We start from the raw sequence: 21,197 nt of genomic DNA on the forward strand, positions 1-21,197 counted from the left end.
GGACGACCGGCGGGCACGGTCACAACCCCGACTCGGCGGTTCGGACCATGATCCGGCGGCACTCCTCGCAGCGGACGACCTCGTCCGGGGCCGCCGCCCTGATCCGGGCCAGGTCGGCGCCGTACAGCTCCAACCGGCAGCCACCACACCGGCCGGCGGTGAAGAGCGCCGCGCCGAGCCCACCGGAAACGTCCCGGACCTTGTCGTAGAGGGTGACCAGGTCGGCCGGAAGGTCCGCCGCGAGCGGCTGCCGGGCGCCGGCCTTGAACTCCTCCTCCTTGGCGATCTCGGCGAGCGCGAGGGTACGCCGCTCCTCGGTCGCCGTGCGGGTCTCCCGGGTCGCGGTCAGCCGCTCCTCGACCCCGTCGAGCACGCTCTGGGCGGTTTCCCGCTGCTCCATCAGCTCCAGCTCGGTGTCCTCCAGCTCGCTCTGCCGCCGGTTGAGCGAGGCGAGTTCGTGCTGCAACGCCTCCAGCTCCCGGGCCGGGCCGGAGCCGAGGGTCAGCCGGGCCTGGTCCCGATCCTTGCGGGACCGAACCTGGTCGATGTCCTTCTCCATCCGGGCGATGTCCCGGTCCAGGTCGTCGACGGCCACCTGGGCGCGTACCCGCTCGTCCTCCAGCGCGGAGAGCTGCCGGGCCAGCGCCTCCAGTTCCGCGTGCTCCGGCAGGGTGCGGCGACGGTGCGCAAGCTGGGCCAACGCGGTGTCGATCGCTTGCAGGTCCAGCAGACGACGCTGGGCTTTCGGGTCGGCCTTCACAGGCGGTGCTCCTTGTCCACGGGGGATGCGGCGTGCACGTCAGATGCGGCGGCCACAGGCTGAGGTACGGGGGTGACGGTCGACGGCGATCCGGCCCGGACCGTCCACGGGTCGGTGTCCAGGTCGGACACGTAGACGTCGAGGTCGAGCTGATCCCGCAGGTGGGTGGCGAGTTCGTCCAGCCAGGGCCGCTCGGTGGCCCAGTGGGCGGCGTCCAGCAGCGCCGGGCCGCCCTCGGCAAGATACTCGCTCGCCGGGTGGTGTCGCAGGTCCGCGGTGAGGAAGGCGTCCACCCCGGCGGCGCGGGCGTCATCGAGGTAGCTGTCACCCGCGCCACCGCTGACCGCAACCGTGTGGATCATGCGCTCCGGGTCACCGGCGGCGCGTACGCCCCAGGCGGTGGCGGGGAGCACGGCGGCGACGTACCGGGTCAGCTCGGCGAGGGTCAGCGGTCGGGCCAGCCGGCCGATCCGGCCGATGCCACGGCCCTGGCCCGCTGCCGGACTGCCGGGGGCGGCGGGACGCAGCGGGCGCAGGTCGACCAGCCCGACCCGGGCGGCAAGCGCATCGGAAACGCCCGGGTTGGCGACGTCTGCGTTGGTGTGCGCCACATACAGCGCAACGTCCGACTTGATCAGTTGATGGACGATCCGACCCTTGTACGTCGTCGGCGCGACCGACGAGACCCCACGCAACAGCAGCGGATGGTGGGCGATGATCAGATCCGCCCCCCGGTCGAGGGCCTCGGCGACGGTCTCCGGCACACAGTCGACCACGCACGTGACCCGGCGGACCGGCGCCGCCGGGTCACCGAGCACCAGCCCGACCCGGTCCCACGACTCGGCCCAGGCCGGCGGGTAACGACGGTCCAGCGCGGCCACCACCTCGGCCACGCTCGGCGTCTCGGATCCAGTTATGCCCACGGCGGCCCAGCTTACCGGCGCCGGCCCGCCGACCGCGCCGCCGGCTCGAACACCCCGACCGGCCCGTTCAGCGGGGTCGGCCGTTGACCGCGCATCTGGTCCGTAACGCGTCCAGCCCCAGGTGCCACGGGTACTGGTCGAGGTAGCGGGCGCCGCTGCCAGGTGGGAAGGGCGGCAACACCTCGTCACCGAAGAGCACCGTGACGCCCCAACTCCGCAGCCGTTCCAGACTGGCCTGGAAGGCCGGGTGGGTGGCCATGGCGGCGTTGGTGAAGGGCATCGCCACGATCGGCAGCCCCAGCCCCTGCCCCTCGATCAACAACCCGAGGGCCAGGCTGTCGGTGATGCCGACCGCCCACTTGTTGACCGTGTTCACCGTCGCCGGGGCGACGATCAGCGCATCGGCCGGCGGCAGCAGGTCCGGGTCGCCCGGTTGTTTGTACGCGCTGCGGACCGGATAACCGGTCTGTTCCTCCAGGGCCGTGACGTCGATGAACTTCCGTCCGTCCGGCGTACTGATCACGCAGACCGTCCAGCCGTCGCGCTGGGCGTGGGCCACCAACTGGTCGACGTTGCGAGCCAGCGGGGAACCACAGGTGATCACGTACAGGACTCGTTGTCGGTTCCCGGTCATCCGGCCACGAGCCCGCTCATATGCCAACTCCCATGTGCTCAGCCAACTCCGCAATCGGCGCAGGCGGCGCACCACGTGTGCGACGGAGGATGTCGGACATCACCTCGTGGGCGATCGGCCGGCAGCGGATCTCCGAGGGGGCCAACCGGTCGCCGTCGACCAGCATCTCCCCGGCGCTGTGCACGTCCCCGATCTGGGCGAACCCTCGGGCGATGTCGAGCAGGTGGTGGGCCCGTCTCTCGGGCAGCAGGGCGGCGAACCTGCGCTTGTCGATCCGCTGCTCGTGGGTCTCGACCGCCTGCCGTCCCTCGCCCAGCTCGACCGCGGCCGCCGCCCGGTGCAGTTCCAGGTTCGTGGGGCCGAAGCTGGTCCAGTAGTAGTTCTGGTCCGAGCCGAGCGCTCTCGCCGCCTCCTCCGCACCCCGGATCAGGTCCTTCACGGTCGCGCTGTCACCCAGGCGGGCGGCGGCCATGGCCCCCTGGAGCAGCAGCATTCCGTAGACCGATAGCCGGTCCGGGTCCGCCCCGTTCGTGCCGCCGGGGGCGAGCCGGTTGGCGATGTTGACGTTCACCTCCAGCGCGGACCGGGCCCGGCCGAGCGCGAGCAGGGCGTTGCCCACCCGGTACGTCGCCACCCCGGCCAGCAGGTGGTCGTCGGCGCGTACGGAGACCGCCATCGAGCGGTCGGCGGCGAGCCAGGCCAGCTCGTGTTCGCCCAGCTTCCGCAGGGCCGAGGAGGCGATCTGGTAGACCTGCCCGAGCAGGCTCGCGGCGAGCTGTCCGTCGTCCCCGGTGTAGTAGGCGTCCGCCGCCTGGGCGTCGCGCAGCAGCTTCGGCAGCGCCCGGGTCAGCACCCCGTAGCGCGCGTACTGGTAGGTCAGCCAGGCATGGCTGACCGCCTTGCGGAACTCGGGCAGCGGTGGTGGCACCACCGGGGCGTGGAAGTACTTGCTCATCGAGACGTACCGCTCCAGGGCGGCCCGGATCTCCTCGACCTCGACCTCGTCGATGCAGTTGAGGGCATCGGTACGCCGTTCCGGGTCCTTGCCGAGCAGGAGCTGCACGTCGATCGTGAGCACGTCGGCGATCTCGTAGAGCACGGAGAACTTGTCCAGCCGGCGTACCCCGCGCTCGACCTTGTCGACCCAGCTCTTCGACTTGCCGAGCCGGTCCGCGAAGACCTGTTGGGACAGCTTTCGCCGACCACGCCAATATGCGACGCGGCGCCCGATGGGCAGCTCGTCCACGTCCGTTCCTCCCCTTGTGCCATGCCGGCGGTTCCGGGCCGGTCGAGCTCTAAACGGGTGTGGTGGTGCTTGCTCTTCAGATGTAACCGGGGTGGTGCGGGGGCGTACCTCTGTGCGATTTGTGCGTATATGGCACGGTCGCACAGCGTGTGCGTCAGGCCGGAGGCTGGCGCTCGTACTTTTCGATGCAACTTGCAAGTGGCTTTATGCCAGGAGCAACGAATCCACCCGGCGCCGGTAACGGCGCGAAGCTATCGATCTTGTGCTGATCGATCCCGGAAGGAGCGGCGTGCCATGTGGGGGACTACCCGACCGCCTATCACCCGTCTGACGACGCTGGAACGGGTACGCCTGCGGCGCGTGGCCGTCCGCTACGCCATGCACGGCTGGGAGGTCACTCCCGGAGCGTTCCTGACCCGACACCGGTTCGTCTGTGGCCGCGCCGGCTGCCCCACCACCGGCTGCCACCCGGCCCTGGAGGAGTGGGAGGGAGCCGCCAGCTCCGACCCCGCCCGGGTCGCCGCCTGGTGGCGGGTACGGCCGCACGCCGTCCTGCTCGCCACCGGCTACACCTTCGACGTGCTGGAGGTGCCGGCCTACCTCGGCCAGCACGTGCTGGAGGCGACCCGACCGCACCCCGGCGTGACCATTCCCGGACACGACCAGGTACGCGGACCGGTGGCGCTCACCCCCGGCGGCCGGTGGATGTTCCTGGTCCGCCCCGGCGACCCGCTCCGCCCCGAACTCGACCAGTGCCTCTACGTCGTCCGGCACGGTCCGGGCTCCTGGATCCCCGCCCCGCCGACCCGGCTGCCCGAGGGAAGCGTGCGCTGGGTCGTGCCGCCGGAAGAGGCCCGCTGGCAACTGCCGGACTCGTACGCCCTGCAGGAACTGTTGGTCGACGCCCTCCAGGCACACAACCCGGTGCTCCCGGTCGCGCTCCTCCCCGGCCGCCTGCCCGCCCCCCGACGCGGCTACTGAACCCACCCCCGACGCGGCCACGGCACCGGCGAACCCGGCAGCCACGCCGACCACGGCACCGGCGCGCGGCGAGTCGGCACGCGGCACCCAACGTCCGGCCGTGGCCGCCGTCGTTAACGCAGGTGACACAAGCACGGACGGGACCGCGTCGAGCGGACCGGACCGGCGCGCAAACGGGGGATGACATGCGAACCGACGAAACGCTGCCCGCACCAGGCGGGCTGGACGGGGCGGAGCCGGCCACCGGCACCCCACCGTGCCGCTGGGCGGGAACCCGACCGAAGGGGTCCCGCCCCGGCGGCGCCCGGCCCATGGGCTCCCGGCCAGCCGGCACCCATCGCCCGGTGCGCTGATCCGGCCCGACACGGTCGATCAGTTCCCGAGCGGCAGTCGGCCGGAGCGCGGCGTGCGCCCGTCGTCGGTGACCACGGCCCACTCGTGACCGGCGAGCCGGCCGAGCCAACCGACCCCGGCACGCCCCATCGCCAGCGCTGCCGTGGCGTACGCGTCCGCGATGCCGAGGTCGGTGCCGACCACGGTCACCGACCGCAGCCCACGGGCCGGCGTACCCCGGCGCGGGTCGATCACGTGGTGGCCGCGCTCGTACACACCGGAGGTGGCGACCGCCAGGTCGGTGCCGTGCACCACCAACGACACCCGGCTCGGGTCCCACGGGTCCTGGATGCCGACCCGCCACGGCTCGCCCGTGTGCGAGCGGCCCCGGACCCGTACGTCGCCACCGGCGTTCACACAGTGGTTCGGTGCCCCCGCCTCGACCAACCGGTCCGAGGCGACCTGCGCCGACCAGCCCTTCACGTAGCCGGACGGGTCGAGCCGGCCGGTGGCGTACGCGTCGAAGAAACCATCGGTCTCGCCCCACAGGTCGGCACAGCGCTCCAGGGTCGCCCGCAGGTCGATCGACGCCTGGGAGAGCAGCACCTCCCCCCGGTCGAACCGGCTCACCTCACTGTCCGGCTGGTACGTGCTGAATCGCCGGTCCACCTCACGCAACCAGTCGAAAACCTGCTCGGCCAGCTCGTCGAGGCGACCCGGGGACAGGTCGTCGGCAAGGTCGAGGCTGATCGCCGTACCCATGACGAACTCGACCCGGCGCAGACCCGGCCGCGTCCCCACACTGGTCACGCCGGCCTCACATCTTGTCCAGCGCGGCCTGCAACGACCGCTTGTAGGCGCTACTGGTCGCGGTGGCGCCGCTGACCGTGTCCGGCATCCGGCCCTGGTTCGCCGCCGTGACCGCCGCCCCGCCGGTGCCGCTGTAGGCCCGGTCCACCTGGTCGCTCTTGCCGTCGGAGGTGGCCGTCTCCCGCGGCAACTCCAACGCGACGACGTTGGTGACCCGGTCACCGGTGACGGTGATCTGCACCTGGACCAGGCCGAAGTCCGCCGCCGGCGTCACCGATCCGTCGATCTTGCGCGGTCCGGTCGCCGGCGGCGGGGCCTTGCTCGTGGTCGTGCCGGCGCCGGGCGCCTTGGTGGTCGGCTTGCCGCTCGGCGTCCTCGACCTGCCGGGTGACGTGGCCGGCGTGCCCGACCGGCCCGGTACGGCCGAACCGGTCGGTGCCGCCCCACCCCGCGCCGGGTCCGGAGTCGGCTGCGGCGGGGCACCGGCGCTCGGGTCGGTCGACGCGCCTGCCGGACCGACCGGCACGTCCCGGGCGGTCGTGGTGGTCGCCGGCCCACCCTTGAGCACCACCAGCAGGGTGGTGCTGGCGGCGAGACCGGTGATGCCGAGAATGGCGCGACGCAAGGAAGGAACCTCCGCTACAGCTCGAACGTGGCCTGGTGGATCTGCCGGCGGGGCACCCCGGCCTTGCGCAGTGCCCGTACCGACTCACGGATCAGACCCTGCGGGCCGCAGAGGTAGACGTCCCGCTCGGTCAGGTCGGGAACCAGCCGGCGCAGCCCACGTGGGGTGAGGATCTGCTGCGGACCTGGGTCGTGACGAGAGCCGATGACGTACCACAACTCCGTCTCCCGGGCCTGCGCCAGCCAGTCCAGCTCGCGGCGGAGCAGCACGTCGTTCGGGGTGCTGGCGCGGTAGACCAGCACCGCACCGGGCGGCAACTCCTCCAGCAGAGCCCGGATCGGCGCGATCCCGCTTCCCCCGGCGATCAGCAGCGCCCCCTCACCGACCCGGTGGGCGGCGGTGAACGTACCGCAGGGACCGGAGGTCCAGACCCGGGTGCCGGGCCGGAGCCGGCGCAGCTCCGCGGTGTGCCCACCGACCACCTTCACGGTCAGCCGCAGCCACCGACCGTTGCGCGCGGCCGAGAGCGAGAACGGGTGCGACTGCCACCAGCGCCCGGCGGAGAGGAACCGCCAGCGGAAGAACTGCCCGGCGAGCACGTTCAACCGATCCAGCTTCCGGCCGGTCAGATAGATCGAGATGGTGTCCGGGCTCTCCGCCACCACGTCCGCTACCCGGATCCGGTAGCGCAGGTTGAACACCAGCGGCGAGAGCACCCGCCCGGCGAGCACGGCGACCACGACCAGGGCGTACATCGCGATCCAACCGGTCCGCACCGGACCGGGCCGGAACAACTGCTGGCCGTACGTGAACTGGTGGCCGAAACCAAGCAGCAGCACCGCATAACTGCTCAGATGGAGGAAGTGCCAGAACTCGTAGGGCAGCGCGTTGCGGATGAACCGGACACCGGTGAAGCCGAGCAGGACGACGATGCCGGCGGCGGCGAAGGCGCCGACCATGTGCTCGTAGTCGCGCAGCAGGGTGGTCGCCTCGCCGAGGAAGGACTTCCGCTCCACGGCGGCGTACCCGGCGACGATGAGCGCCACGTGCGCCAGCACGGCCACGAAGAGGGTGCCGCCGACGTCCCGATGCCAGCGGCTGAGCTGCTCGGTGCCGATCCACCGCTCCAGCAGCCGCAGTCGGCTCATCAGCAGCACCTGGACCAGCAGCAGGTAGCCGGCGATCAGGCCACTGATCCGGCCGGCGGCGGTGAGGCTGGCGAACTGGCTGTTCAGCGAGGCGGGCGGGGTCTCCAGCCACCACGGCAGCACGGCGGCCAGCAACCCCGCCCAGAGCAGGAGGACGACCAGCCACCGGCCCACCGGCCCACGCCGTGCCGGCCCCTCGGTCGACGTCGCGGCCGTACCCTCGGACCGGGGCCGGGTGACCGAACCCGGCCGGGCCGCCCGTGGTGGGGAGTCCTCCGTGCGGTAACGATCGGCGGTGGAACCGGCCATCCGGTAACGCCGCACGGCGGAGTCGTCCGTGCGGTAGCTCCGCTCGTAGGCGGAAGCCTGCTGGCCACCATCGCGGGGGTCGCTCCCGGAACGGTGGCCAGTCGAGGTAGGCCAGGTCGTCACGCGTACAGCTTGACCGGAGTGATGGTCTGACGGGGGCACATCTTCTTCACCTCGGCGTCAGTCAGGTTGAATCGGCCCTTCGCCACCGAGCCGTACACGTCGAACATGTTGTTGTACTCCGGTACGTCACCGCTGTCGAGCTTCTCCAGCCCGTTCCAGGTCCCGAGCAACGAGCCGGCGAGCTTCTTGCCGGAGAGCAGGGTGACCACGCCGCCGTGGCCGTGGTCGGTGCCGTTGTTGTTGGAGGCGACCCGACGGCCGAACTCGCTGCTCACCATGATGGTCACGTCCGCGGCGAGGGTCGGGCCGAGGTCGTCGAAGAACGCCGCCATGCCACTGGCGAGTTCGAGCAGCCGGTTGTGCAACTGTCCGCCCTTGGCCGTGCCCTGGTTCTCGTGGGTGTCGTAGCCGCCCATGCTGACGGTCGCCACCCGTACGTTGGCGCCACCCTTGATGAGCTGGGCGAGGGTCCGGAACGAGTTGCCGACGCCTCGGTACTCGACTCCGGTGGCCGGCTGGTACGGCTTCGCGGCGAGTTGCTGCGCGGTCTTCAGCGCGCCCAGCCCGGCGATCACCGACTCCTCGACCGGATGGTTGATCCCGGTGAAGAGGCCCTGGATGGCCTTGGCGGTGGCGTCCTTGTACCTGCCGTCGCCGTTGAGGCCGAGCGAGCCGACGCTGTTGAGCGAGAGCGCGCCGTTGTTGCCGACCAGCGAGCGGGGCAGGGTACTGCCGACCCCGACGCTGCGGAACGCGGTGCCCGGTCCGAGCGCGTCGACCAGGGTGTCGAGCCAGCCCCGGCCACCGGTCTCGTTCGGCAGCCCGCCGAGGTTGCAGGCGTCCGCGGCCTGGAAGTGGCTGCGGGACACGCGCGGGTCGGAGGCGGCCGGGACGAAGCCGAGCTGGCCGGCGTCGAGGAACCTCTGCAACGGGGCGAACGCGCTGGTCAGCTTGAAGCCCCGGTCGAGGGCGATCGAGTCGTTGCCGAGCAGCAGGTCCGGCCGGGCCTTGCTGAGCACCGGGTCGTTCTCCGGGGCGATCAGGCTCAGCCCGTCCAGCCCGCCGTAGAGGAAGACGTGGATCAGCGTGCCGCCGGGGGTGGCGGCGAAGGACGCCTGGGTGGAGACGAACTGGGTGGTGGCCAGGGCGGTCACCGTGGCGGCGGCACCGGCGACGAACGTACGGCGGGTGACGCCCCGCCCGTCCTGCTGCGCCTCCTCCACTTCGGACAGGTCGAGGAAGTCCCCGCGTACGGCGGCGTTCTCGGCCGTGACCGCGGCGTACTCCGCGCGCAGCACGGCCTCGGTCCGGTTCGGGGCGAGACGCCGCAGGTCGGGGCAGTCGGGATGCAGGGGGTACGAGTGCACAGTCTTCTCCACTGTTAGCTCACCGGAGGTGGTGCTGGGGGGAGGCGAGGAGCGCCCGCGCGATCGCGGTGATCGCGCCGTTGAACGTGGCGTCGACCTTCGTCGCCGCGGTCACCCCGGCGATGCCGAGAATCAGGTCCTTCTCCTTGTCCGTCAGCTTCTGGTGCACCAGCCGTTGGGCAAGGACGTCGAGGTACGCCCCGGCGGTGGCCGGCGCCGCCGCGACCAGCTTCTCCGGTGCGGTGTAGGAGAACACCTTCCGGTTTCCGTTGATCACGTCGTGGGCCTCGTTCCAGCCGCTGACCATGGTTCCGGCGGAGGTCCAGGCGACGTAGACGTCCGGGTAGCCGTTCGGAGTGGAGAGACCGGCCGGGAAGTGACCGAGCTGCTCCATCTTGTTCTTGATCTGGCTCAGCCCGTCGGCGAACGGGGTCCGCCTGAGATTCGCCGGCTTCTGGTAGTCCGGCGACGGGTCCGGCTGCATCCCGAGCACCCGGTAGGTGGCGACCAGGTACTCCATCGGACGGCGTACCTTCTGCCCGACCGAGCCCCAGAACTCGCTGGAGCTGAAAAGGGTCATCAGCACGGGCTTGATCGCGCCCTTGTTCGCGCTGTACGTCTTCGCCAGCCGCTCGACCAGTGCCTTCGGCGGGGTGTCCGAGACGAACCGGGTGGCGAGGCTCTGCGCGACGTAGTTCGCGGTGGAGGGGTGCAGGGCGAGGTGCCTCAGGTACGCCTTGATCACCGCCTCGCCCTCCTCGGCGGAGCTGTTGGCGCTGGTGAAGCCGAGGATGCTCACCTTGCCGACGTAGTGCCGGTTGGCGCGGTAGACGTACTCGTCCTTGTCCACACCGAGGCCGGTCTGGAGCATCGCGGCCTGCCGTACGTCCATCTCGGTGTAGCCGCCGTCGACGCCGACCGAGTACAGCTCCAGGTTCTCCCGGGCCAGGTTCTCGTTGATCGCGTCCTTGTGCGACTGGCTCTGGTTCAGGTACGTCAGCAGGGCCGGGTGGGTGTTCGCGGCCACCAGCATGTCGGCGTAGTTGCCGAGCGCGTGTTTGCGGATGACGTCCCGGTCGAACGAGGCGCGCTGGATGGCGCCGCCGTCGAAGTACGCCGCCACGTGCAGGAAGTCGTTCCAGAAGTCGACCATCACCTCGTAGAGCTGGCGGTCGGACCAGATCTGCCGGGCGATGGTCGCCCAGACGAACTCCTCGTCGGCGTTGTCGACGTTCTCGACCGTGTCGCGGCGTTCACGGAGCTGCTTGATGGACATGTTCAGCGTGGGCAGTTCGGCGAGCTTCAGCTCGGCCCGGGTCGGGGCGATCTTGTCCGGGTCGAGCTGCCGGCGCAGCCACTCGTCGATGCCCAAAGTCCTGATCTCGGTCAGCAGCTTGGGCGTCGCGCCGAAGGTGGCCCGGGTGGCGAGATGCCGGATCGGATCCTTGGCCAGGACGGTCTTGACCGTGACCTCGGTCTGCGCCGCCGCGATCCCGGGGCCGCCGAGGGTACGGCCGGCGGCCGGGCTGTTCTTCTTCAGCTCCTGACCGGCCTTGGAGCCCATGTAGCTCTCGTTCTGTTCGGTGTAGGTGCGCACCGTGCTCGGCTGCTGGCCGCTGGGGCGGTCGGCGGTTCCGTCGGTGATCGCCGCGGCGGTGGCGTTGCCACCGTCACCGCCGGACGGGGTGTGGCCGAGGATCCTGTCGGCCACACCGTTGCCACCGGAGGCGACCGCGATCGCACCGGCACCGGCCACCACCGCGGCGGCGCTGGTCAGCGCGATCAGCGCCCGGCGACGACCGTTCGACCTGACCGGTTCCTCGTCGTCGGCCAGTTCGGGCAGTTCGCCCGGTACGGCGTACGAGCGGCGGTCCTCCGGTTCCAGCCCCTCCGGGCCGACCCACTGCGGCCCACGCCGCCCGCCCACCCGGTGCTCCTCGGTCCACTGGTCGAGCTTCTGGCCGGACTGCTGGTGCGCCCACTGGGCGGCTGGCTGCGAGTAGCCGGCGTACTGCGGGTGACCCGCCGACCTCGGGTGGCGCGCGTCCGGGTAGCCGTCGGACCCGGACGCCACGCGGCCGTACGACGGGCCACCGGGCGCGGCCCGGTAGCCGTCTGGGCCGGGCTGAGGTCGACCGTCCCAGGGGCTGTCGTCACGCGATCGGCGTGGTGGCACATTCTGGTCAGCCATGTACCAATCCGTCTGCTGAGGCACGCCGGGGTTCAGGCTCCGCGACAATTGGCGGGGCGGGGCCTCCAGCGGCGGTTCTTGGGGGGTTGCTACGGGAAGGTAGCCCCGGGGCCGACCCGCTTCAAGATGGCCGAAATTGCACTCCAGGCCGACTTAAGGCTCGGCTCAGGGGAATCACCGGTATGCGGTATCAACCCGATCCGGCCGGCACGGGCGCGAGCAGCACCGATGTTGTCCGGCGGGCACCCGCGACACCCTCCGTAACCTGCGGGAATGGGAGCAGGGGAATCAACAGCAAAGGCAAACTTAAGGATGGATTAAGTGAAATTTTGTCGTACCCGTTGGTACGTGGAGTCGCATTACTGGCGACAGTCACAGTCGGTAGCAGGGGCAGGAGTGAGAGCGGCCCCGGATCGGGTATCCCCGCGCCGGACTGTTGACGCGTGAGGGGAAGGCTGCCGCCATGCTCAGCAAAGAGGATCAGCGTCGGTTCGACGAGATCACCCGCCAGCTGAGAATCAGCGACCCGGACTTCGTCGCCCGACTCAGTAATCGTGCGCAAGCCCGCCGGGGCAGACTCCTGCTCCTGTTGACCGTCATACTCTGGAGCGCCGTACCAGCCGTGGTCGTGATCGGCGGTTGGGTGGCGGCCGTGATGGCGCCGGTCGTACTCGCCGCCGCCAGCGTGCTGGCCTGGCGGGTGCGCCGACTGCACCATTGACGGGCCGGCGTCACCGATCCGCCCGGCGTCACTGTTTTCCGGCTGGCGTCACCGATCCGGCTGGCGTCACCGATCCGCCCGGCGTCACTGTTCCGGCTGGCCGAAGCGGGCATACGCCCGACGGAGGCGTTCGACCAGCCCGGGACCGCCGATCGCCGCCGCCGGGGCGCCGAGCTGCCGCAACAGCAGGTCCGGCTCGGTGGCCAGAATCGGCGCCGGGTCCGGCAACGGCACCGGCGGTAGCCAGAAACGGTCGATCGCCGTGTCCAGAGCCGCATCGGGCAGATCGGCCAGGGCCAGCTCGGCGCCGACGGACGGTGCGGCGACGGCCGAGCCGGCGGTGCCGGGCAACGGCTCGACGGACGCCGACACGGCCGGCACCGGCTCGGACGGCGTGCCCTTGGCGCGCCGCGTACGGAGCCGGTCGAGCAGCTCATCCCGGGTCCGGCCCCGCCAGTGCAACAACTGGAACGGGTCGGCGTCGAACGCCTCGGCGAGCAGGTAGAACGACGCGGCGAGATGCTTGCACGGCACCGCGAAGTCGGGGCAGTCGCAGCGCATCGTCAGGTCGTCGACCGTGGCCGGGAAAAGCGGGGCGTCCGCCTCCGCGAACACCTCCTCCAGTTCCGGTGGCAGGTCACCGGCGAGCAGTTGGGCACTGAACAGCGCCTGCCCGGCGAGCACCGTCTCGATCCGGACCCAGACCGGTTCGGCGTACGGGCGCAACCGGACCGTCACCTTGTACGGCTTCGGCCGGGAGCCCTGCACCACCGCCGCCACCACGCCCGGGGTGACCTCCAGGGAGAGCACCTGACCGGCGCGGGCGTACGCCCGGCCCCGGGTCAGCCGGGTGCCGAGCGCGAACGACTCCAGTACGTCGACGAACCGTCGGGACCACCAGGACGCGCCGATCGCCCCCCGGGCCGTACGCGCCCGCAGCCCACCGTCGACCTTGCGCGGCCGGCCGAAGTCGGCGAACCGCCCCGAACCCGCCCCCGTCGACTCGCTCACTCGACCACCGCCCCGGCCTCCAGCGCGAACAGCCCGCGCAGCTCCGACGTGGACAGTTCGGTGACCCACTGCTCACCGGTGCCGACGATCTTCGCGGCGAGCCCACGCTTCTCCGCGATCATCGCGGAGATCTTCTCCTCGACGGTGCCGGCGCAGACGAACTTGCGTACCTGCACCGCCCGACGCTGACCGATCCGGAAGGCCCGGTCGGTGGCCTGGTCCTCGACCGCCGGGTTCCACCAACGGTCCACGTGCACGACGTGGTTGGCGGCGGTCAGGGTCAGCCCGGTGCCGCCCGCCTTGATCGAGAGGACGAAGAGCGGCGGCCCACCGTCGGACTGGAACCGGGACACCAGGTTGTCCCGTGCCGCCTTGCCGACCCCGCCGTGCAGGTAGAGCACCTCGCGCCCGAGCCGGGCCGACAGATGCGCCCGGAGCATGTTGCCGAACTCGGCGTACTGGGTGAAGAGCAGCGCCTTCTCCCCCGCCACGAGCACCTCGTCGACGATCTCCTCCAACCGGGCCAGCTTGCCCGAGCGGCCGACCAGGTTGGACCCGTCGCGCAGCAGTTGCGCCGGGTGGTTGCAGACCTGCTTGAGTTTGGTCATGGTGGCGAGCACCAGGCCACGTCGCTCGATCCCGCTGCTGGACTCGATCCGGGCCATCATGTCGTCGACCACCGCCTGGTAGAGGGAGCCCTGTTCGGCGGTGAGGTTGCAGAGCACCTCCATCTCCAGCTTCTCCGGCAGGTCCGAGATGATCGACTTGTCGGTCTTGGTACGCCGCAGCACGAACGGGCCGGTGATCCGACGCAACCGCTGTGCCGCGTCGTCGTCGCCGTGCCGCTCGATCGGCACCGCGTACCGCTTCTTGAACGCGGTGGAGGTGCCGAGTAGGCCCGGGTTCGCGAACTCCATGATCGACCAGAGGTCGGCGAGCCGGTTCTCGACCGGCGTACCGGTGACCGCGATCCGGTGCCGGGCGGGCAACGCGCGGACCGCGGCGGCCTGCCGGGTCGCGGCGTTCTTGATCGCCTGTGCCTCGTCCACCACCAACCGGTGCCAGTCGACCTCGGCCAGCTCCACCGCGTCCCGGGCCGCCACCGAGTAGGTGGTCAGCACCAGGTCCGCGTCCCGCACCGCCTCGGTGAACGTGCCGCCCCGCGCCCGCTCGGCCCCGTGGTGCACGTGCACACGCAACTCCGGCGCGAACTTCGCCGCCTCCCGCTGCCAGTTGCCGACCAACGACATCGGACAGACCAGCAGGGTCGGCCCGCACCCCGGCTCGTCCCCGGCGAGCAGGGCCAGCAACTGCACCGTCTTGCCCAGCCCCATGTCGTCGGCGAGCACCCCGCCGAGCCCCAGCGACTGGAGAAAAGCCAACCAGGCCAGACCCCGTTTCTGGTACGGCCGCAGCGTGCCCCGGAACCCGGCCGGCTCGTCGCGCGGGGTGAGATGCCGTTCGGCCTGCCCGGCGAGCAGGTCACCGAGCGGACCGTCGGCGGTGACCGTCAGCACCGGCAACGCGTCCGGCTCGTCCGGCGTGGCCAGCCCCATCCGCAACAGGTCACCGACGGTCAGCTCGCCACCGTCGCGGAGCAGCTTCAGGCCGGCGGCCAGCCGTCGGGCGTCCAACTCGACCCACTGCCCGCGCAGCCGCACCAGCGGACTCTTCAGCTTGGCCAGGTCCCGCAACTCCCGAGCGGAGAGCGGCTGGTCACCGAGGGCCAGCTCCCACTTGTAGTCGACCAGCGCGTCGAGGCCGAGCGAACTGCGTACCGCGACCGTGCCCGGAGCGGTACGGCTCTTCGCCTGCAACCGGGCCCCGAGCCGGGCACTCGGCCGCGACCACCAGGACGGGAGCAGCACCCCGAAGCCGGCCGCGTGCAGCACCGGGGCCCCGTCGCGGAGGAACCGGTGCGCCCCCTCGGTGTCCAGCGCCAGCCCGTCCGGCATCGCCGTACGCAGCGCCCCGGTCAGCTCCGGCCAGAGCCGGCTGGCCCGGCCGAGTTCCGCCAGAAGCGTCTCCTGCGGGGCGTCGAGATGCCGGGCCAGTGCCCGCAGCCCGCCCCGGGCCTGCCAGATCCGGTCCGCGCCGACGATCAGGCTCGGCTCCTCGGCGGACTGGAGCGCGAACTCGACCCGCCACCCGTCCCCCTGGTCAACCTCGATCCCGACCCCGTCGCCCGGTGCGTCGCCGCCGCTGCCCTCGCCCGCCTCGACCAGGTCCACGTCGGGTGCCGGTGGCTCGACCAGGCGGAAACAGGCCCGTACCGGGCTGCCCGCCGCATCCCGCTGCCACACACCGATCTCGTCGACCAGGGTGCCCAGCGCCGCCGGGGTGATCGGGAACCGGCGCTCCCGCCCGGTCAACGCCCGCAGCCAGGCCCGTACGCCCGCCGAGACGCCGGTGGCCCGGGAGTCGATCAGGCGTACGCCCTCCAGGGCGGTCCGGGCGGCGGCGTCGGTGAGCGTGTCGAGGGCGTCGGCGACCAACGCGGCGGCGGAGGTTCCCGGCTCGGCGGCCCGTACGGCCGGCGGCAACGCCATCGCGAGGGCCCGTACGCGACCCGCGTCGGCGCCGGTGAGCAGCGGGCGCCAGACCGCGACCGCCGTACCGTCGGAGCCGTCCGGTTCGGCGAGCACCCCGGGCAGGGTACGGCCCCGGTTGACCAGGTCGGTGGCGAAGCCGGCGAGTTCCTCGACCAGTCGCAGCGTTGCGCCCCGGACCACGGTCGAGGAGTCGGCGAGCGCGAGCAGCACCGGCAGGGCGTGGTCGGCGTCGTACTCCAGGGTCGGCACCCGCCAGGCGGCGAGGGTGAGCCGACCGGTGGCCGGTCCGGCCTGGTCGGCTCCCCGGACCAGCTCCGGGGAGTCGGCCGGGACGCCGGCCCGGGTCGGCAGGGTGAGCAGTGCGGTGCTGGTCGCGGCCTTCGCGGCGACCTCACCGAGCGTGTCGGCGAGCACGACGTAGCCGGCGGCGAACGGGTGTCCGCGTTCCCGCCCCACCCGCCCCGACCGCCGCGTCGGGGCAACCCCCGGCGCCGCGTCCTCCGCCCAGAGCGCCAGCCGCCCACCCACCAGCCACACCCCGTGCACCACCCGCAAGGAAGGGCCCCTTCTTATCGTTTTCGGTAGAGGAAGGGTCCCTTCCTAACACCTCAGGCTAGTCAGCCGGTGGAGCCACCCGGCCGCACACGTGGTCCGGCGTTACCAGCCTCTCCACCCGACCGGCCGCTCCACCCGGCTAGCCTCGGCAGGATGACCGAGTCGACGACGAACCGGCACGCCGTGGTGATCCCCGGCGGTGGCTACGGACCCCAGGCGCCGCTGCTGGCGTACGCGGCGGACGCGGCGGAAGCACGGCGTGCCCGGGTGCACCCGATCTCCTGGACGGCAGACCCGAGGAAGGTGCCGCCGGACGACCGGCAGGGTTGGGTGGCCGCCCAGGTCGCCCCGGTGCTGGACGAACTGGAGACACGAACGGCGCCGCCGCAGCCGGACGAGCTGACCGCTCCCCCGCCGGCTGGCATTCCGCTGCTGATCGGCAAGTCGTTCGGAACGTACGCCGCCGCTCTCGCCGCCGACCGGGGACTGCCGGCGGTCTGGCTCACCCCGTTGCTGACCAACGAAACGGTGGTGGCGTCGCTGCGTCAGGCGACCGCCCCGGCGCTACTCGTCGGGGGGACCGCCGACCCGCTCTGGGACGGCCAACTGGCCCGGCAGCTCTCGCCGTACGTGCTGGAGGTGACCGACGCCGACCACGGCATGTACCTGCCCGGTCCACTCGCCGGCTCGGCGGCGGTGCTCGGCCGGGTCGCCACCGCGGTCGAGGAGTTCCTGGACGACGTGCTCTGGCGCTGACCGCGACCAACCAGGTGACCGGTCAGGCCCGCCCGGTGACCGGCCAGACCCGTCCGATACGGCCGGACCGTCCCACCCCCTGGTCGGGGGCGGGACGGTCCGGGACTTTCCGTTACCTGTACCTGGTCAGCTAGCCGCGCGGCGTGACGGTGACCGTCACGGTGATCGGCGTCGCCCCGACCTTCGCCGCGTTGCTGGTCACCATCACCGTGGCGGCGTGCACACCCGGCGCCAGACCGGCGGTGTCGATGGCCAACTCCACCTCGGCCTTGCCGCCGGGGGCGAGCTGCCCACTCGGGTTGGTCACGGACACCCACGACACGTCGCCGTACGCCGGCAGGGCACCGTTGATGTGGTAGGCCACGGCCCCACCCGGGGACCGGGCGGCCTGGCCGACCAGCCACAGGTCACCGTGCTCGTCGATGTCGAGCCCGGCACCGCTGAGCGCGTCGGCGTCCGGGTCCGGTGCCGAGCCGAGCGTGGCGCAGGTGTCCGGGTCGAGCGCCCAGACCGCCTCGCCGACAGTGTTGTTGTTGATCCCCCACAGCACGTTGCGCTCCTCGTTGAACGCCAACCCGCTGACCCACGGCACGCTGGGGGTGCACTCACCGAGCACCGCTCCGGGCTGGGCGTGCGAGAACCCGGCGATGTGCCGGATCACCGTGTTGCCCGGCGCGTAGCTGGCGAGGTAGAACGTGTCGTCGCCCGCGCGGTAGGCGAGCCCGTACGCGTTCGCCCCGGACCACGTTCCGGCGATGGTCTGCTTCGTCTCCAGGGTGTCCGGGTCGAAGCATTCGATCGGGCTGCCGCCGGTGATCGACCATCCTGCGCCGCACATCAGGTCCTGGTTCGCCACGTAGGTCAGGTCGGTGTAGGAGACACCGGTCGTGACCTGGCCCGTACCCAGCAGCTTGCCGTTGCGGTCGAACTTCTGCATCTTGCCGGTGAAGTACGTGTCGACGACGTACACCTCACCGTTGCGGTAGCCGACGCCCACCCCGCTGTACAGACCGGCGAGCGGGAAGGATCCGAGCACCTGACCGGGTGCCGAGGCCGGCGGCGTCGGCGAGTCGATCTCCCGCGCCTGCCAGTTGGCGGCGACGTCACCCTTGTTGGTCAGGCTCACCGTCGCGGTCCGGACTCCTCCGACCCGCGCGGTCACCTTCACACCGTCCTTGTTGCTGGTCAGCAGGGGGGTACGCAACGCGAGGTCGTGCTTGACCACGCTGGCGTCGGCGACCGTCACGGTCTCGGCCGGCAGGTCGTACCCGAAACTGGTCGCGGTCACCGAGAGCTCACCGGCGGGCACCTCGACCTGGTAGAACCCGTCCTTGTCACTGGTCACGGTCACCGGGACGGGAGCGCCCGGTGCCTGGATCCGTACGGTGGCGTCGGCCACCGGCTGCCGGTCGTTCGCGTCGCGCACGGTGCCGTGAAGCACCCCGGTGCCCGGCACCCGGAAGATGACCGCGGTACCGGCGTCGAGAGCGACCTCGTTCGCCGAGTACGTCAGCGCGGTACCGGCCGGCTTCTCCGCGATGCCGACCGTTGCGGTCGCACCGGTCGCGCCCGAGTCGAGGTTGCGGTACTGGAGGGTCACCGTCCCGTTCTCGGCGAGCACGATCTGGAAGTCCAGCCGGTTCTTCGGGGAACTCTTCAGCGCGACCCGGGTCCAGCTGATGATGAACTGACGGTTCGGTGCGCTGCCGGACCTCTTCGTCCGGACGGTGGAGACGTTGTCCAGCACCAGGTCGTCCCAGAACGCGTGGACGGCGGCGGCCGGTACCGACGCCGCGGGCAGCGCCGCGTTGTCACCGGTCGAGGTGGTGACGCCGGTGCCGAAGGTCAGGTAGCCGTCGGTGTGCACGCTGGCGTCGGTGTAGGTGGTGCCGTAGAACGTCACCGGGAACGGCAGTTCGACGGCCCGGCTCGCCTTGTCCCCGGTGAGCGGGAGGACGCTGCCGCCGTTGACCCAGGCGGAGTCGGCGACGCCGGTGGCGTAGCCGTACGCGTCGGTCTTGGCCTCAAGGGTGACGTCCAGGGTCTCGTCGCCGTCGACGGTGAGCGGCACGATCTTGCGCGCCAGCCATCGCGCGTTGGTGACCTGCACGTCGTAGTCGGCCTCGGGAAGCATGCCGGTGTACGTGCCGTCGGCGCCGGTGGTGAAGCCGGGGAAGGTCTCGCCGACCAGGCTGACCTGTGCGCCCGCGACCGGGTGCCCGGCCGGGTCGGTGACGGTGCCGTGCACCGCGTGCCACGGCACGGACTCGGAGAGGTCGACCGTCAGGGTGGCCGTACCGTCACCGGCGACGGTGATCGTCTGCTGCTGCGTACGCTGCGCGAAGAAGCTCGCGGTCAGGGTGTAGTCGCCGGCCGGGACCCGACCCAGCTCCACCCTGCCCTGCTCGTCGGTGCGGGCACTGCGGTCGACGGTGTCCGAGGTGAGCGTCACCTTGGTGCCGGGCAGCGGCTGCCCGCCCCGCGTCGCGGTCACCACGACACCGCCGAGCTGGGCGCTGGACGCTGCGGTGACCAGGGCGTACGCGTCGAGCAGGCCCTCGCCGTAGACGTTGTTGTCGGCGGCGGTTCCACCGCACTGCCGGTCGTCGACGTCGTGCGCGGTGCGGTCGAGCAGCTCGCGGGTGGTCTCCACGTCACGCCGGAGGTTCGGCACGGCCGACCAGGCCAGGGCGACGGCACCGGCGACGTGCGGCGCGGCCATCGAGGTGCCGTTGTCCGCACCGTACTCGTTGCCGGGGCGGGTGGAGACGATGTTCACGCCTGGGGCGGCGATGTCCGGACGGACCGTGGGGTCGCCGTCCTTGCCACGGCTGGAGAAGGAGGCGATGGTGCCGGTGTTGTCGACCGCGCCGACGGCGTAGACGCCCGGGTTGACCGCCGGGTAGCCGGCCGTGTTGCAGGGGCCCCATTCCTTTTCCCCGTCGTTGCCGACGGAGTAGACCGGGAAGATGCCGGCCGCCAGCCAGGTGTCGATGATCTCCTCGTAGAAGTTCGCGCCGTCGTTGGCGCCGCCCCACGAGTTGTTGATGATGTCGGGGGCGAGGTCCGGACGCGGGTTCTGGTTGAACCGGTCGGTCGGGGCGAGCATCCACTGGCCCGCGGCGAGCAGGTCCGGGTCCGTGCAGGTGGTGTCGCCACACCCCTTGGCCGCGATCCAGGTCGCCCCGGGTGCCACGCCGACGACCGTGCCGGCGCCGTCGTCGCCGACCATGGTGCCGGTGGTGTGCGTACCGTGGCCGACGTTGTCACACGGGGTCGCGCCGCAGCCGTTGGTCGGGTCGAACCAGTTGTAGTCGTGGCTGAACGTTCCCTTGCCGGTGTTGCCACGGTACTGACGTACCAGCGCCGGGTGGTTGTACTGGACGCCGGTGTCGATGCTGCCGACGACGATGCCCTCACCTCGTACGCCGTACTCGTTCCACACCTTGTCGGCGCCGATCTGGCTGAGGTTCCAGGGCACCGTGGCGCTGGCGGCGGCGCCGGCGGACGCGGTCGGCTGCTCCAATGTCGTGTGTCCGACCGGGGCGATCCGGGCGACGTCCGCCCGCTTGGCCAGTTCGGTGACGAGGTCGAGGGTGCCGGTCACCTCGATGACGTTCGCGATCCAGAAGGGGGTGAAGTCGGCCTTGCGCTCCCGCAGCAGCGACCGGAGACCACGCTGGGTCTGCTCGGCGTGCGAGACCTTCGTCTGGTAGACCTGCGTCGTGCGCGCGATCCGGCCGGCCTTGCCGGCGGCGCTTCGCTCGACCCGGTCGAGCTGGGCCTCGTCGAGCTTGAACTCGTCGGCCAACTCCACGAAGAAGCTCGTGCTAGCGCCGGCGGAGAGCGGCTGGAGCAGCCGGGGGTCCACCTTGCGTAGCGGGTCCGTCGTCCCGCTGGTGGGCGCGGCGGCCGTTGCCGCGCCAGCGGGCAGCACGAGTACCGCGGCGAGTGCCGCGGCCACGCCCGCTGCCCAGCGCGGGGTTCGCCGTCTGGATGTGAACATCAGGGGTAGTCCTTCCTCACGGCGCCGAGGGGTTCGGGCGCCGCCGTCGCCGATTGTGGAGTGACATGAGCCCTGACCTGGTACGCCGCGACTGGCGGAGCAATGACATGACGTATCTCCGCCAGAACTGTTAACCGAAACAGCAC

The 21,197-nt window shown here is 71.4% G+C and carries 15 protein-coding genes; 3 read left to right on the forward strand and 12 right to left on the reverse strand.

Translation table 11 applies throughout. The features are described from left to right. Positions 1–19: 19 nt before the first annotated feature. From ACIBF5_RS02460 to ACIBF5_RS02475, 4 genes are all read right to left on the reverse strand, one after another. Complete coding sequence (locus tag ACIBF5_RS02460) at positions 20–760, reverse strand: zinc ribbon domain-containing protein (RefSeq protein WP_396807272.1); 741 nt, start codon at positions 758–760, stop codon at positions 20–22. Beyond that, complete coding sequence (locus tag ACIBF5_RS02465) at positions 757–1,644, reverse strand: Nif3-like dinuclear metal center hexameric protein (RefSeq protein WP_396807382.1); 888 nt, start codon at positions 1,642–1,644, stop codon at positions 757–759. Before ACIBF5_RS02465 ends, ACIBF5_RS02460 begins: the two co-directional genes overlap by 4 nt. A 106-nt stretch (positions 1,645–1,750) precedes the next feature. Continuing rightward, a complete protein-coding gene (locus tag ACIBF5_RS02470) occupies positions 1,751–2,317 on the reverse strand; it encodes a flavoprotein (RefSeq protein WP_396807274.1) in 567 nt (188 codons plus the stop codon). A 16-nt stretch (positions 2,318–2,333) separates the two neighbouring features. After that, a complete protein-coding gene (locus tag ACIBF5_RS02475) occupies positions 2,334–3,563 on the reverse strand; it encodes a helix-turn-helix domain-containing protein (RefSeq protein WP_396807276.1) in 1,230 nt (409 codons plus the stop codon). Positions 3,564–3,857: 294 nt separating this feature from the next. Here ACIBF5_RS02475 and ACIBF5_RS02480 point away from each other — a divergent pair, with 294 nt between their 5' ends. Next, positions 3,858–4,544, forward strand: coding sequence for a bifunctional DNA primase/polymerase (locus ACIBF5_RS02480; RefSeq protein WP_396807278.1), 687 nt, complete (start codon positions 3,858–3,860; stop codon positions 4,542–4,544). 372 nt (positions 4,545–4,916) lie between these two features. On the opposite strand, the gene ACIBF5_RS02485 is transcribed toward ACIBF5_RS02480, so the two are convergent. From ACIBF5_RS02485 to ACIBF5_RS02505, 5 genes are read right to left on the reverse strand one after another with little or no spacing between them, the layout of a single operon-like run. Next, the gene (locus tag ACIBF5_RS02485) at positions 4,917–5,639 is read right to left on the reverse strand and encodes an FAD:protein FMN transferase (protein WP_396807384.1); all 723 of its coding nucleotides are present in this window, start codon (positions 5,637–5,639) and stop codon (positions 4,917–4,919) included. A gap of 55 nt (positions 5,640–5,694) precedes the next feature. Beyond that, on the reverse strand, positions 5,695–6,312 hold the full coding sequence (locus ACIBF5_RS02490; protein ID WP_396807280.1) for an FMN-binding protein: 618 nt from the start codon (positions 6,310–6,312) through the stop codon (positions 5,695–5,697). Positions 6,313–6,326: 14 nt separating this feature from the next. After that, positions 6,327–7,892, reverse strand: coding sequence for a ferric reductase-like transmembrane domain-containing protein (locus ACIBF5_RS02495; RefSeq protein ID WP_396807282.1), 1,566 nt, complete (start codon positions 7,890–7,892; stop codon positions 6,327–6,329). After that, a complete protein-coding gene (locus tag ACIBF5_RS02500) occupies positions 7,889–9,271 on the reverse strand; it encodes a DUF1501 domain-containing protein (RefSeq protein WP_396807284.1) in 1,383 nt (460 codons plus the stop codon). The genes ACIBF5_RS02495 and ACIBF5_RS02500 overlap by 4 nt, the downstream gene beginning before the upstream one ends. 7 nt (positions 9,272–9,278) lie before the next feature. Next, a complete protein-coding gene (locus tag ACIBF5_RS02505; protein ID WP_396807286.1) occupies positions 9,279–11,450 on the reverse strand; it encodes a DUF1800 domain-containing protein in 2,172 nt (723 codons plus the stop codon). A 463-nt stretch (positions 11,451–11,913) separates the two neighbouring features. On the opposite strand from ACIBF5_RS02505, the gene ACIBF5_RS02510 reads away from it, so the two are divergent. Next, on the forward strand, positions 11,914–12,171 hold the full coding sequence (locus tag ACIBF5_RS02510) for a DUF3040 domain-containing protein (protein WP_396807287.1): 258 nt from the start codon (positions 11,914–11,916) through the stop codon (positions 12,169–12,171). 84 nt (positions 12,172–12,255) lie between these two features. Here ACIBF5_RS02510 and ACIBF5_RS02515 read toward each other — a convergent pair whose 3' ends face one another. Further along, the gene (locus ACIBF5_RS02515) at positions 12,256–13,182 is read right to left on the reverse strand and encodes an SWIM zinc finger family protein (RefSeq protein WP_396807289.1); all 927 of its coding nucleotides are present in this window, start codon (positions 13,180–13,182) and stop codon (positions 12,256–12,258) included. Continuing rightward, the gene (locus ACIBF5_RS02520) at positions 13,179–16,289 is read right to left on the reverse strand and encodes a DEAD/DEAH box helicase (RefSeq protein ID WP_396807290.1); all 3,111 of its coding nucleotides are present in this window, start codon (positions 16,287–16,289) and stop codon (positions 13,179–13,181) included. The genes ACIBF5_RS02515 and ACIBF5_RS02520 overlap by 4 nt, the downstream gene beginning before the upstream one ends. A gap of 153 nt (positions 16,290–16,442) precedes the next feature. Here ACIBF5_RS02520 and ACIBF5_RS02525 point away from each other — a divergent pair, with 153 nt between their 5' ends. Continuing rightward, positions 16,443–17,045, forward strand: coding sequence for an alpha/beta hydrolase (locus ACIBF5_RS02525; protein WP_396807292.1), 603 nt, complete (start codon positions 16,443–16,445; stop codon positions 17,043–17,045). A 130-nt stretch (positions 17,046–17,175) separates the two neighbouring features. Here the strand turns inward: ACIBF5_RS02525 and ACIBF5_RS02530 are convergent, their stop codons facing one another. After that, positions 17,176–21,051, reverse strand: a complete 3,876-nt coding sequence (locus tag ACIBF5_RS02530; RefSeq protein ID WP_396807294.1) for a S8 family serine peptidase — start codon at positions 21,049–21,051, stop codon at positions 17,176–17,178. Positions 21,052–21,197: the final 146 nt, after the last annotated feature.

It is taken from the genome of Micromonospora sp. NPDC050417 (assembly GCF_044458865.1).
GTDB lineage: Bacteria > Actinomycetota > Actinomycetes > Mycobacteriales > Micromonosporaceae > Micromonospora_G.

Bases quoted from the DNA above. Each gene is read 5' to 3' on its own strand.
- ACIBF5_RS02505 (WP_396807286.1), bottom strand. From the start codon at position 11,450: ATGGCTGACCAGAATGTGCCACCACGCCGATCGCGTGACGACAGCCCC.
- ACIBF5_RS02530 (WP_396807294.1), bottom strand. From the start codon at position 21,051: ATGTTCACATCCAGACGGCGAACCCCGCGCTGGGCAGCGGGCGTGGCC.
- ACIBF5_RS02510 (WP_396807287.1), top strand. From the start codon at position 11,914: ATGCTCAGCAAAGAGGATCAGCGTCGGTTCGACGAGATCACCCGCCAG.
- ACIBF5_RS02525 (WP_396807292.1), top strand. From the start codon at position 16,443: ATGACCGAGTCGACGACGAACCGGCACGCCGTGGTGATCCCCGGCGGT.
- ACIBF5_RS02480 (WP_396807278.1), top strand. From the start codon at position 3,858: ATGTGGGGGACTACCCGACCGCCTATCACCCGTCTGACGACGCTGGAA.
- ACIBF5_RS02470 (WP_396807274.1), bottom strand. From the start codon at position 2,317: ATGACCGGGAACCGACAACGAGTCCTGTACGTGATCACCTGTGGTTCC.
- ACIBF5_RS02485 (WP_396807384.1), bottom strand. From the start codon at position 5,639: ATGGGTACGGCGATCAGCCTCGACCTTGCCGACGACCTGTCCCCGGGT.